This is a genomic window from Pseudomonadota bacterium, assembly GCA_022361155.1.
Classification (GTDB): domain Bacteria; phylum Myxococcota_A; class Polyangia; order Polyangiales; family JAKSBK01; genus JAKSBK01.
On record JAKSBK010000454.1, the window covers coordinates 15,217 to 28,734 of the forward strand.

Below are 13,518 nucleotides of genomic sequence, written 5' to 3' on the forward strand. Positions count from 1 at the left end.
TGTCACAAAGTGGCCTGATACGCATTCCACAGCTCGTCGACGGTTTGCCCGGTGAGGTCCACGAACGCGCTCGTGGTCCAGGCCTTCCCGTCGTGGCTGTCCATGGTCAGGTTGAGTCGGTAGACAGATTCCGGATACTGCTCGTCCATCCACATCAAGAACCAGCCCGTTGTGTTGTAACCGCCGTCCCAGCGGCCGCCCCTGCGTCTCGTGCTGAGAGCAACGTAGCCCGCCTTGGCCCGAACGTAGTCTCCGACGCCCTCGATCAGGCCACCGGGCACGCCCTTGCCGTCGGCATCGTTGTACTGATACACGTGAGTCATCTCGTGGTACAGGACGCCCTTAGCCTCGGCGTTCACGTCGCGACCGTCGCGCCGGTAGACGTCGAGGTGACGTGAGCTGAGCATGATGGTGGCCCGCTCGCTGCCCGTCTTCCATGCAACGCCGGGATCGTCGCGGATGATGAGCGTCAAGTGGGTCACCTTGGGAACCTCCGACGCGTTGCGGTACAGAATGCGGCAGACACCGTGCGCGATACCATGAACGTAGGCTTCCGGGTCGGGACCAGCGTCATTCAGGATGAGCTGTCCTTTGGGTCCGGTGTCCTCCATGGTGAGCTGGAAGCCGGGCGTGCACACGCGAGCCAGGGGATCGACGCCAGCGCTGCCCCCGAAGCCACCCGCTCCGGCCGCTCCACTCAGGCCTGCCAGCCCACCGGCACCGCCTGCCCAGCCAGCAACACCGGCGCCGCCACCGCTCTGGCCTGCTGTGCCGCCCGTGCCACCAACACCGCCCGCGTTTGAACCGCCGTGTGCACCAAGACCGCCGTGTGCACCAAAGCCGCCGTGTGCACCAAAACCGCCGTGTGCACCAAAACCGCCCTTGCCTGCGCCACCGCTGCTGGTACCGGCCACCGGAGGCGTCGGGGCTGGGGCGGCCGCGGTGCCGCTCAGTCCGGCGGCACCTCCTGGGGCTCTTTCGCCCGCGCGGCCGGCTTCACTCGGAGGCCCACCAGCGCCGCTGACGCCGCGGCAAGAGACGACAAGCGCCAGCGCCGCCAACATGGCGAGCTTGCTTTTCCCGCTTGGCCTTCCAGTTGAGTTCCTGCAAACCACAGCGAACCGCGCCAAGGGCCCGTCCAAGAATAGCTCGATCGGCTGCGGTCGTGCAGGGCGGCGCGCTCGCGGCCGAGCTTCACCAACGCTACACCGGAAGCTGGCATGCGTGCAATGAGCCCCACTGAATCACTCCAACCCGTTGGCCGTTGCGCATCCAATTCGATGCGTGGCACGCAGTTTGTCTTTGAGAATTGTTATGAGAAACGGGACGAAGGCCTCAGGAGGGCGCCGCAAACCAGGGGTGCTCGGCGACTCTTGACCACGGCAGTACCCGCGTATTGCTGCGACGCTGTTCAGTATCGCCGCCGTAGGCAAGGACGAGCGACACGTCGGTGCCCGCTGCTTCCAGGAGTTTCGCGAAGGCGTGCAGGGTCGTGAAGAAGTCGGGCGCGATGGTCTGTCCCGACTTGATCTCCAGCGCCAGCAGTGTTCGGCCACGTTTCACGATCAGATCCACCTCGCGTCTCTTGCTGTCCCGGTAAAAAGCCAGCCGAGGCTCGACCCCGCTGTGCACGTGCGCCTTGACAACCTCGGAAACGACCCAGCTTTCGAACAACGCGCCCCGCAGCGGGTGATGGACAAGCTCGTCGCTGCTTCGGATGCCCAACAGGTAACACGCAAGTCCGCTGTCGTAGAAGTGCAGCTTCGGGGTCTTGACGAGGCGTTTGCCTAAGTTGCGATGCAGGGGTGGCAGACGGTGGACCAGGTAGCTCGCCTCGAGCACCGAAAGCCACGCCTTGGCGGTGTTGTGTGTGATGCCCGTGTCGGCAGCCAGGGCCGAGAGGTTGTTGAGCTGCGCTGTGCGACCGGCACACAGCCGAACGAACGTTTGGAACGCCATGAGGTCGGTGACATTGGTGAGTTGGCGCACGTCGCGCTCCACATACGTGCGCGTGTACGCGGACAACCAGTCGCCTACCGGGAGCCTGCGGTCAAGGATGGCCGGGTAGCCACCCGTGACGAGCGCTTCGAAAAGATTCCTGGGCGGATTGTCGAAGCGACGGACTTCGTCGTGGCTCAACGGCAATAGGGTAAGCATCGCGCTGCGTCCGGCCAGTGACTGGGATACCGTGTTCATCACGCCGAAATGCTGCGAGCCGGTGAGGATGAACAGGCCAGGAGCGCGCCGGTCATCCACGATGCGCTGGAGGTACGAAGCAAGGTCGGGCGCGCGCTGGATTTCGTCGATGACCGCCCCGTCTGGATACTGAGCAAGAAACGCGCGAGGGTCCTCCATCGCGAACCGGCGTGTGTCGGGATCCTCGAGGGACGCGTAGGGCTTGCTACCGAAGGCCGCGCGGCAGAGCGTTGTCTTGCCCGACTGCCGGGGTCCGGTGACAGTCACAACAGGAAATCGTGCGGCCGCGGCGGCCAGTCGTGGTTCAAGAACGCGTCGGATCACCCGGGAATCGTGGCGGCTTCGGGTATAATTGTCAATTTGATTGACAATTATACCCATGGAGCCAGGCGCGTTCGCTGGTACAAGGTTCTGACCTTGCTGATGCTACCTGTAGTGAGTCAACGAGGTCTGTTCTGTGGAGCACCCGTGAAGGGTGTTTGCGCTCTGGGAGCAGCCTCGCAGGAATTCGAGGGCTGAGACCGCTGTCCCTTGCCCTGAGCCTCGGATTGAGCGACAACCCACTTCCGATGGCGCTGCGTTCGAGCCTGCTTCTGGCCCTGCTAACCGGCTGCGCCTGCAACGGGGGCAAAGGCTCGCAAGGGGCCGTGCCCCAGGGGGTCCGGGCTAAACCCGACACGCCGGCTTCGGGCCGGGCCGCAGCGCCGGTGGCCGTGGGGCGCCCGCCGCTCTCCGAGCCGCCGCCGTTGTCGGCGAAGGCTTTGGCGCAGGCGCGACAAGCGTTCCGGCGCGGCGTCCGGCTCGGGCAGATCGCGGGCAGGCCGCAGGTGGGGGCGGCGGGAGATCCGATCGTGGATCGATCCATGGTCGCCAGCATCCTGCCCATCGGCGAGCCAGCGTCCAAGGTCGCGAACGATCGGAAGATCCACGTTTTCAACAGCTTGTTTGCGCGGGTCCCATCGGCGCAGCTCAAGCCGGACGGGAGCTTGCGCGTCTCGTACGCGACGACGCGACCCTCGCCTGCAGCGAGCGTCTATTTCGGCAACTTCGTTCCCGAGGAGGCGCTCCGGCTACCTCGATACCGGCTGCGCTCGAGCTCCCTAACGAGCGAGCCTGGCGGGCGCGAGCACGCGTTGGAGCTTGACCTGCGACTGTTGCTGCACCCGAGCAACGACGTGGCGCAGGTTGCTGCGCGCGGTCGGGGCGAGCTTGTTTGGAGGCTCGAAGCGCTCGACCCTCAGGACGGCACCGCCCGCGTGTACGACGGCGTGACGGCCTTTCGTTGCGAGCCAGCACCCTGCCGTCCCGGGGCACGTTTCGTGCAGCTGCCAAGCATCTGGCTCGGGCCATTCGTGGACCAGGTGGGTCCCCGAACAGCCACCGTATCGTGGAGCACCGACGTGCCCACGGCAGGCGCGCTGCTGCTGGTCGACTCCCGCGGCAGCACGCGCAGCGTCGGCGCGGCGAGCAGCGGGCTGCAGCACGAGGTCGAGCTGGCGGAGCTGCAGCCCGGTACCCGCTACCGCTACTACGTACAGTCTGTGGACAGGCGGGGCGAAGTCAGCCAGAGCCGCGGCGCGAGCTTCCGAACTGCTCCTGCATCGAGCCAAGCCCCAATCAGGTTCGTGGTCCTCAGCGACAGCCGCAGTGGAATGGGGTCGGCCGACGAACGCTACGCCGGGAGCAACCGCCGGGTGCTGGAGCACCTGCTCCTGCGCGCGTTGGACACCGATCCCCACTTCGTCGTCTTCGTGGGCGACCTGATTGACGGCTACACCACCGAGCCAGGGCTGTTCCGGCATCAATTGCAGGCCTGGAAGCGGGTTACCTCGCTGATCGGCGCTCACGTTCCGATCTACGAGGTCATGGGCAATCACGAGGCGTTGCTCGAGGTCTGGCAGGCCGGCTGGGCGATCGACAGGCCGGGTGCCGAAGGCGCGGAAGTGCAATTCGCCGAGCAGTTCGTCAACCCGCGCAACGGACCGTCGCCTTCTCGCCGCGAAGCACCGCCCTATCTCGAAAACGTGTACAGCTTCGACGTCGGGGCCGCCCACATGACCGTGATCAACTCCAACTACTGGTGGCGCTCGCACCCGCATCGCAACGACCATCCGCGTGCAAGCCAGGGGCAGCGGGAAGGCTGGGTGGACGATACGCAGCTCGCATGGCTCGACGCCGACCTGGCCAAGGCACGCGCGCGCGGCGCCCGGCACCTATTCGTCTTCACCCACGAGCCCGGCTTTCCCAACGGAGGCCATGTCTACGACGCCATGTATTGGGGGGGACGCGTTCCCGAGGTGCTCCAGCAACGCGAGCGGCTCTTTCGCATCCTGGGGCGCCACCGGGTCTGCGCCATCTTTCACGGCGACGAGCACAACTACAGCCGGCTGCAAGTCGATGCGGAGCTCGTCGCGGGCATGAAGCACCCGGTCTGGCAGATCATCACAGGTGGGGCCGGCGCACCCTACTATGTGCAAGACCGCTCCACGCCCTGGGCCCGGAAGGTTGCGCGCTTCGACAGCCGGCAGCATTTGGTGCGCATCGGCCTCGACGCGCAAGGCGTGGCCTTGGAGGCCCTCAGTCTCACGGGGGACCCTATCGAGCGCTTGCCGCTAAAGACCTGCCAACCCTCTACATAGCCAGCGGTGGTCAGAACCGGCGAAATGGAGTAGTTCTTGCGCGGGCCCCGAGTTGGTACCAGGATCGTTTGGCAGCCCATGGCATTCACGAGACGAGCCGCATCGCGCAAAGGACGGAAGCGAGCCCGGGCCCGCAGCAGGGCACGCTGGTTGGGCGGGCTGTGGCGTCTGCTGGCGGCCTGCCTGTGCTGTCATGGCGCGTTCTTCACCAGGGTAGCGGCCCAAGGCCGGCCACCGAACCTCGTGGTCGTGATGGGCGACGATGTTGGATACAGCGACCTCGAAGCGTACGGCGGGACGCTGGCACGAACGCCTTCGCTGAACCAGATGGCCGCCGAGGGCATCGTTTTCACCGACGCCTACGCGCCCGCGTCGACGTGCTCCCCGACCCGCTATTCGTTCGTCACCGGCGAGTACGCTTGGCGGAGCACGTCGGGTTCGGGCATCATCGGGCCTACCGCGCCGCTCGCCATCAGGCCGGCGACGCGACCCACGCTTGCGCGCGTGATGCAGCAGCTCGGCTATCGCACCGCGATCATCGGCAAGTGGCACCTGGGGCTCGGCGATCCCCCGGCGACCGACTTCAACGCCAGGCCCATCAAGCCGGGGCCGCTCGATCTTGGCTTCGATGTGTTCTTCGGCATACCGTCCACCAACGATCGCGTCCCTTCGGTCTACATCGACGACGACCACGTTTTCCTTCTCGATCCGAGCGATCCGATCTACATCGGCGAGCAAGCGAGGATACGCGGTGAACCGCAGGCCAGTCACGCGGCTGCGGGCATGCTCAAGTATCCCGCCGATTCACAGCATAGCGGCACGGTCGTAAACGGCATCAGTCGCATCGGTTTGATGGCCGGTGGTCAGGCGGCCCGCTGGCGCGACGAGGATGTCCCAGACGAGCTCCTCAGGCGCGCCGGTGCGTTCATGCAAGACGCCGTGCAGCGGCAGCAGCCCTTCTTCTTGTTCTACTCGAGCTTAGACATTCATGTGCCTCGCTACCCGAAGCAGCAGTTTCGCAACCAGCGCCCAGGCTGCGGCCATCGCTGCGGCACCATGGAGCAGCTTGACTGGCAGCTTGGCGAGCTCATCAAGCAGGTGGACGCGCTCGGGCAGGGAAACAACACGCTCGTGATCTTCTCGAGCGACAACGGCCCCATCTTGAACGACGGGTACATCGACCAGGCGGCCGTCAACTACGCGAACCACAGGACTGCCGGGCCGTTTTCCGGTGGCAAGTACGACATCCAAGAAGGCGGCACGCGAGTGCCTCTCATCACGCGTTGGACCGGCACCATCGCCGGGGGGCAGCGATCGTCGGCCTTGGTTTCGTTGATCGACATCTTGGCCTCGGGTGCGGCGCTCGCGGGTGTCCAGCGTCCGGCGGACGCGGGACCGGACAGCTTCAACGTGCTCGAAGCTCTGATGGGCCTGAGCCAGGTTTCCACCCGCGATCACATCGTCACCAATACCAACGCCGGCCGCATGCTGGGCATCCGGCAGGGCGATTGGAAGCTCACCGCGAGCGTCAACCAAAGCAACGGCCAGCTACAGAGCCCAAAGCTCTACAACCTGGTCAACGACGTGCCGGAGAGAATGGACCTGGCAGGTGTCAATGCGAACAAGCTCAACGAGCTGTTGGCTTTGCTGGACAAGCTTCGGAACGACGGCAAGAGCCCGCGACGGGGCAACGAGGGCTTTGTCTACACGCGCCCGGGCCCCTTGCCGCCGCCACCTCTGCCCACCGCGGGAGCGGGCGGCGCTCCGGCCCCGCCGGTTGCAGGGGCCGGTGGCGGTTTAGCTCCTCCGGTCGCTGGAATCGGCGGCGCATCGGGTATGACGGCGCCCAATCCTCCGCTGGGACCGATGCAGCCTTCGCCCGGCGGGACCGCAGGCGGCGGCTTGGCACCCGCGCCTCCTCCAGAGCCAAGCCGTCCCCCAGCCGCTCGGCGCGGCTGCGCCTGCTTGATTGCGGGTGAGCAAGCAGGCCGGGGTTCGGGGACAGGTCCAGCGCTGCTGTTGTTGGTGTGCGGGGCTGGCGTGCTTCTCGCCCGCCGTCGCCGGCGTCTGAGGGAAAGAGACCTTCCCGCGCGCCGGTAGGCTTGTGCTCCGACTCCGGGCGGCGCTGATGCGCCGTACATCGACAACATCCCGGGGATGATGCAAGGTAGCGGCTACCCCAGGGTAGGCCGCCGGCGGGCGGCCCCACCGCCAGCGGGCGGCCCCAACCCGCGCGGAAGAGTCACGGCATGAAGAAACGCTGCGCCCAAAGCGCGGGCCTGTGGAGCAGCTTTGCTGCAGCGCTGTTGCTTGCAGCCACAACGGTGGCTCTGGCGTCGCCCGGGCGCGAGCAGCGCTCGCTCGACGGTACCTGGCAGATCGTCTTCGATCCAACCGACTCCGGCAAGTCCCAGCAGTGGCAGCGGCGGCAAAACTTCAGCCAGGCCCCCAACGTCCGCAGCATCCAGGTGCCCAGCTGCTGGGAGCGGATCCGACAGGACTACGAAGGTGTGGCCTGGTATGGCAGGACCTTCACCGTGCCGGCGACTTGGCAGGATAGGACCGTCCGCCTGCGCTTCGGGGCCGTGAACTACATCGCGGAAGTGTGGCTGAACGGTCTAGCCGTCGGGTTTCATGAAGGCGGATACACGCCGTTTGAGTTCGACGTCACCGATCTACTCGAATTCGATCAGGCCAACTTTCTCTCGCTTCGTGTGATCAGTCCGATTGTCACGAACAGATCGTTGGAGATCGATGGGCTGACCAAGGACGAGGCGCCTCATTGGAGAGGTGCCATCGCCGGGGGAATCTGGCAGTCCGCAGCGTTGATTGCCACTGGAAGAGCGCACCTGAAAGATGTCTTCGTGGAGCCCAATATCCACAAGAAGACGGCCACCGTCCATGTCCAGATCGAAAACTCTTTTGAAACGATAAAACACATCCAAATCAAGACGGAGATCGCGTACAGCGGGTCCACCACAAGCACGCCACCAAAGAAGCCACATCCAGCAGTCGCCAAGAGAGAGCGCGTTGCGACAAGATCGGCACGACTGCGAGTCGTACCCGGAAGCAACGGCTACCGGGTCGCACTACGGATCCCGAAGCCCAAGTACTGGACTCCCGCTCATCCACACTTGTACTCCGCCAGCGTGCAGCTGCGTGCCAAAGGCCGCCCGCTCGACGCGCTGCGTGTACGTTTCGGCATGCGAGAGCTCACTGTGCGAAACAACGACTATTACCTCAACGGAAGGAAAATCTTCATCAAATCGGGTTTTTGGGAAGGTCTCTACCCGACCACGCTGGCGCATCCCAAGGACGCGGCCGTGGTCCGGAATGAGCTTCTCCTGGCCAAGGCGGCGGGGTTCAATCTCCTGCGGCCTTGGCGCAAACCGCCTCCTTCCCCCGTCCTGGATCTTGCGGATGAGATCGGCATGATGATCATCGATTGCCCGCCCATCGAGTGCATGAACCGGTGGCCCAAGGCCGTGCCGCAGGTGGAAGCGCGCATTGCCAACGAGGTTCGGTCGCTGGTGATGCGAGATCGGAACCACGCTTCTGTCGTCTCATGGGAGATCTTCAACGAGATCGAGCGCAAGGCTCTGCGGCGTCTAAAGCGCAAGATGGCGATTCTCGCCAGGAAGCTGGACCCAACACGTCTCGTGGTTGACGAATCCGGGGGTTGGGCCGGCGGCGCTAACGTGTTTCTTCCCTACCGGTACGAGCCCATCAAATTCAACGAGATTCACAGCTACAAGAAGTCTCCGGTTAGCGCCGAGATATACGATTCGTATCTTCATTTGGGAAAGACGGATGATGAACTAGGGCGCCTGGGAGTTAAGAAGGGCAGTCATTACAGGAGTCACGTTGTTCCCGGCCGGCTCTCCTATATTTCAGAAATCGGCTACGGCGGCCTTCCGGACTTGCCGGAGGTAATGCGCCGGTATCGTAAGGAGGGCAATCCCTTGACGCCCGATTATCGGGGGCATCAAAGGCTCTTGAGCTCGATCGAAAGGAGCATGAAAGAGAGCGGGATCAGCGACGTGTTCAAGAGCACCAGCGAGCTGTGCCTTGCATCGCAGGAGATCCAAGCCACCGGCAACAAGCTGATGCTGGAGGCGGTTCGGTTGAACCCCGAGATCGATGGCTATTGCCTGCACGCTTTCACTGGAGGCGATTGGGTTATTGGCGCGGGCATGCTCGATATCTGGCGGCAGCCGAAGAAGGTGTTCCAAACCGTAAAGGAGGTGAACCGGCCCAGGTACGTCGCTATCAGGGTCATGCCGAGCAACGTTTATGCCCACGCGGCGGCTCGCCTGAGTATCTCGACGATCAACGAGCTCGATGCGATCCGATCGACGCTGGAGGTCCTTGTCACCAACAGCCATGGACAGGTAGTTCATGAAAGGCGATTGCCACTCAGATTGAGCGAGGGGATCCGGAAGGTGTTATCGGAAGAGTTGCGGCGGGGCCTGCCAACGGACACCTATCGAGTCCGGGCGAGCCTGAGGGGACGTGGCGGTACGATCGCGAAGAACGAACTGGTGTTTCGCGTCTTCGGTTCGGATGCGCTCAGGACGCCGTCCGAGCAATTCTATCTCTTGGATCCCGAGGGGTTGGTCCGGCCGTTTGCCGAAAGGCGAGGACTGCGATTCAAGAACTACGATGGGAAACCAGCAGACAAGCTGCCCGTTTTGGTGTCCGTGCAAGAGACAACGGATTGTGGGGCACTGGGCAGACTGAAACACGTAATCGAGAACGTCAGACGCGGCGGGGTTGCGGTGTTCTTGAATCCGCCGGCTATCGAGATGGGCTGGATCAGGGATCCGGACGATTACGTCAGCCACCCGCCCAAGCCAACGAGCAACCCGGTCATTACTTCCGGGCTATTCCCGCTGCGTATCAAGCGAAGGAGCGCGCACGGCCATTGGATCAGCGTCAATCACAGCGTGAGGCCGCATCCCGTGTTCGAGGGACTTCCGAGCGGTCGTCTCATGGGGCAGACCTACCAGAACGTGTGTGCTCTGGAGTCGATCATGGGGCTCAGGGTAAAGCCGATCGTGGCATCGATTTCGTGGAACTTTCGAGCCAACTATCACGGGCCTACCAAGTCGTGGTGGGGAGCGGACGTTGCGAGCGTTCCTTACGGCAAGGGGCGCATCGTACTGTCGACCTTGCGGCTGATGGAGAACCTGGGGAAGGACCCAGTGGCGGACAAGATACTGTTCAACCTGGTGAGGTGGAGCTCGACGCTCCTACGGTAGGCCGTGCGACCCGTCCGCTTGACGCATGCGGAACCTGAGCTCACCATCGGGCGCTCCTGATTCCAGGTGGCCGACTCGGGATGGCGTCTCCAAACAACGGTAGCTCTCGCGATACATGTGCTGCCCTTGTGGCCGGCGTCAATCGAGGCGTTCGGCGGAGCAGCGCACGCATCGAGCTCGTGGGGGAGCGACCCTTCGGGCCTGCCTTGAGGCTCGCGGAATTTCGTCTGGGCAACGGCCTGGGTGTGTTGCTGCTGGTCGATCGTTCGGCGCCGGTGCTGAGTTTTCAGACCTGGTTCCGCGTCGGCTCGCGTGATGACCCTCCGGGAAAAACCGGTCTAGCCCATTTTCTTGAGCACTTGATGTTCAACGAGACGGAGAATCTGCCGCCAGGCGCATTCGATCGCGTCTTGGAGGCGGCCGGCGCCGAGACCAACGCCGCGACCTGGGTGGACTACACGTGCTACTACGTGACGCTGCCAAGCAGCGAGCTCGATCTGGTCGCGCGTCTAGAGGCCGAGCGCATGGCCCGGCTGCGCCTGAGCGAGCCCCTGGTCGCCGCCGAACGGGAGGTGGTGGCGAACGAACGACTCCTGCGTGTCGACGACGACGTGGAGGGGACCGCCAACGAGACCCTGTACCGGACCGCCTTTCGCAGGCATCCGTACGGGCAGCCCACCGTTGGCTGGATGGCTGACATTCGGGGCTTCGGTGTGCGGGACTGCCAGCGCTTCTACCGCCGCTACTACGCGCCCAACAACGCGACGATCGTTCTCGTAGGAGACATGGAGCCCGGCGCTGCTTTGCGCACGCTGCAGAAGCACTACGGGAGGCTCAAAGCGACCCGCATCAACGCGAGCAGCGCGGACCGCGAGCCACCGCAGCGGGCGGAACGCCGCATCGTGCTGGAGCGACCGGCGACGTCTCCGAAGCTGCTGCTGGGTTATCGGACCCCAGCGGCTCGCGAGCGCGACCATGTCGTGTTGACCGTGCTCAACGAACTGCTTTGCGGGGGCCGCAGCTCTCGACTCTACCGCGAGCTCGTGCTGCAGCATGAGATCGCCTCGGAGGTTCGCGGTTTGCTGGCACCCTTTCGTGACCCCGGCTTGTACGAAATCTGGGTCGCGCTGCGCCAAGATCGTGAAGTCGAGGACGCCCTTGTGATCATCGAACGCAGGTTCCGAGAGCTGGCGCAGGGTCGCGTCAAGGTCCGAGAGCTGGACAGAGGCAAGCGTCGGATCGAGCTCGATTTTTGGCAGGCGCTCGAAACCGCGGGAGGCAAGGCGGATCAGATCGGCTTCCACGCTGCGGTGCTTGGCAACGCAGGGGAGCTGTTCGAGCGGCTCGAGCTCCTCGAAGGTGTTACAGGTGGCGATCTGCAGCGCGTGGCACGACGCTATCTGAGCCCGCGCACGCGCACGCAAGTCGTGGTGAAGCCGTCGCCGGCCGAGCCAGCGGCAGGTGGATGCCCATGAACGAGCCAGACGCCGCTGGGTCGAAGCGACAGCCGTCGCCAGATGTGCTGGAGCCGCCGGAGCGCTCGGGGGCGAGCTCCACGAGAGCGCCGCCACGGGCCATCGAGGGCACTGTCGACACGCCAGGGTCGATCGAGGCGACACAGCGCACCCATCGCTTCAACGCTGCCAACGGCACGCTGCTGCTCGTGCAGCCCTCTCGAGCGCTGCCGCTGGTAGACGTGGAGCTTACGTTTCGAACCGGTGCCCTATCCGACCCCAAGGGGCTCGAGGGCCTGACCCGCTTGACCGCACGCATGCTGCGACGGGGTACACGCAAGCGTACCGCTCTGGCCATCGACGAAACCATCGACGAGCTCGGAGCGCGGCTTGGCATCGAGACGGGTACCACCCGGGTCAGCTTTAATGGCACCGTGCTGGCGCGCAACCTCGAGCCCTTTGTTGCGTTGCTCGGTGAGCTGATTACGCAGCCGGCGTTTCGGGCTTCGGAGCTCGCTTCACTCAAGCGTCAGACGCTCGCCGATCTGGTGGAGTCCTGCGACCACGATCAGGTGTTGGCGGCTCGGCACTTCCGGCGCTACCTGTTTCCAGGGCATCCCCTGGGCCGATCCGCGGCAGGCAGTCTTACGAGCGTGCGTGCGATCCGGCGCGCTCACCTGTTGGACCACTACCGAGCCCACTTCGTGGCGCACAACCTCATGGTGGGCTTCGCTGGTGCCGTGAGCGCGAGCAGAGCGCGCGAGCTGCTCGATCGCCACCTCGGCCGGATCCGTTCGGGGCCGAGGCCAAGGCAGCTGCCGAGACGACCCAGCGTGGCTCGCGGCCGGCGCGTACTGATCGTCGACAAGCCCGAGCGGACCCAGACCCAGGTCATCATCGGCACCCTGGGCGTGCGCGCGCATGACCGGGACGCGCTTGCGCTCGATGTGGCCAACACGGTCTTCGGCGGCACGTTCACCTCGCGCCTTACAAATGAGGTACGCAGCAAGCGCGGCTGGAGCTACGGCGCCAGCAGCAGTTTTGGCCACGCACGGCACCGCGACGCCTGGAGCATGTGGACCTTCCCCGCGACCCGGGACGCGGTCGCTTGCATCAAGATGCAGCTGCGCCTGCTCGAGCGCTGGGTCGACAAGGGCATCTCCGCACGCGAGCTGCGCTTTGCCCAGGACTACCTCGCTAAAAGCCATGCGTTCGACATCGACACACCCGGCAAGCGGCTCGAGGAAGCGCTCGAGATCGAGCTCTTGGGCCTGCCACGCAACTTCGGGCGCACCTACGTGCGACGCATCCGTGAGGTCACGCGCTCGCAAGCCAATCGCGCGCTCGCAAGTCACCTGTCGTACCGTGACCTGACGATCGTCGTGGTCGCGACCGCCGACGAGCTTCGGGACAAGCTTGCCTCGCTGCCGGGTGTCGGCAAGCTCGAGGTCGTACCCTTCGACCGAGTCTGAGCTTGCACCGCCCCGGGGAGCTCTATACCTTGGCCTTTGTCTGTCACCGGCTAGGCTGCCTCGTACTGGCCACGACCACTACCACGACCACGACCACTACCACGACCACGATGTGCGATCGTCCACGGTCCGGGTGTGGTCAGGCACGCTGCAGCCAGATCAGTAGATCTCATCCGTGATCCTGTAGGGTTGCTGAAAACAGTGCCTGGCCGGAAACAGGACGCTTCAGGCTAGCGTCAGCGTCCCATCCAGCCGCCGTCTACCGCCAGGATCTGGCCGTGCACGTACTGAGCGGCGTCCGAGGCGAGAAAGACCGCGGCGCCGATGCAGTCCCCCGGGCTGCCCCAGCGTCCGGCCGGTATGCGTTCGAGAATCTGCCTGGAGCGCACGGGGTCGCTGCGCAGCGCTTGCGTGTTGTCGGTGGCGATGTAGCCGGGTGCGATGGCGTTGACGTTGATGCCGTGCGGTGCCCACTCGTTGGCCAGAGCCTTGGTGA

General features: G+C 64.5%; 8 protein-coding genes. 5 read left to right on the plus strand and 3 right to left on the minus strand.

What is annotated here, in order from left to right:
• Window positions 1–2: 2 nt before the first annotated feature.
• Entirely contained in the window at window positions 3–611 is a 609-nt protein-coding gene (locus MJD61_17155; protein MCG8556990.1) for a basic secretory family protein, read from the minus strand.
• 724 nt (window positions 612–1,335) lie between these two features.
• Window positions 1,336–2,520: an ATP-binding protein gene (locus MJD61_17160; protein MCG8556991.1), complete on the minus strand. Its 1,185-nt coding sequence runs from the start codon at window positions 2,518–2,520 to the stop codon at window positions 1,336–1,338.
• A 245-nt stretch (window positions 2,521–2,765) separates the two neighbouring features.
• On the opposite strand from MJD61_17160, the gene MJD61_17165 reads away from it, so the two are divergent.
• The 5 genes from MJD61_17165 to MJD61_17185 all read left to right on the plus strand — a co-directional run bounded on the left by MJD61_17165 (window position 2,766) and on the right by MJD61_17185 (window position 13,022).
• The gene (locus MJD61_17165) at window positions 2,766–4,835 is read left to right on the plus strand and encodes a metallophosphoesterase family protein (GenBank protein ID MCG8556992.1); all 2,070 of its coding nucleotides are present in this window, start codon (window positions 2,766–2,768) and stop codon (window positions 4,833–4,835) included.
• 78 nt (window positions 4,836–4,913) lie between these two features.
• On the plus strand, window positions 4,914–6,935 hold the full coding sequence (locus MJD61_17170; GenBank protein MCG8556993.1) for a sulfatase-like hydrolase/transferase: 2,022 nt from the start codon (window positions 4,914–4,916) through the stop codon (window positions 6,933–6,935).
• Window positions 6,936–7,084: 149 nt separating this feature from the next.
• Window positions 7,085–10,096 (plus strand): hypothetical protein, encoded by a 3,012-nt coding sequence (locus tag MJD61_17175; protein ID MCG8556994.1) that lies wholly within the window; start codon window positions 7,085–7,087, stop codon window positions 10,094–10,096.
• A gap of 80 nt (window positions 10,097–10,176) precedes the next feature.
• A complete protein-coding gene (locus MJD61_17180) occupies window positions 10,177–11,571 on the plus strand; it encodes an insulinase family protein (GenBank protein MCG8556995.1) in 1,395 nt (464 codons plus the stop codon).
• A complete protein-coding gene (locus MJD61_17185) occupies window positions 11,568–13,022 on the plus strand; it encodes an insulinase family protein (protein MCG8556996.1) in 1,455 nt (484 codons plus the stop codon). The genes MJD61_17180 and MJD61_17185 overlap by 4 nt, the downstream gene beginning before the upstream one ends.
• 236 nt (window positions 13,023–13,258) lie before the next feature.
• On the opposite strand, the gene MJD61_17190 is transcribed toward MJD61_17185, so the two are convergent.
• Window positions 13,259–13,518, minus strand: a 260-nt coding sequence (locus tag MJD61_17190) for an SDR family oxidoreductase (GenBank protein ID MCG8556997.1), incomplete at its 5' end; no start/stop codon positions are given.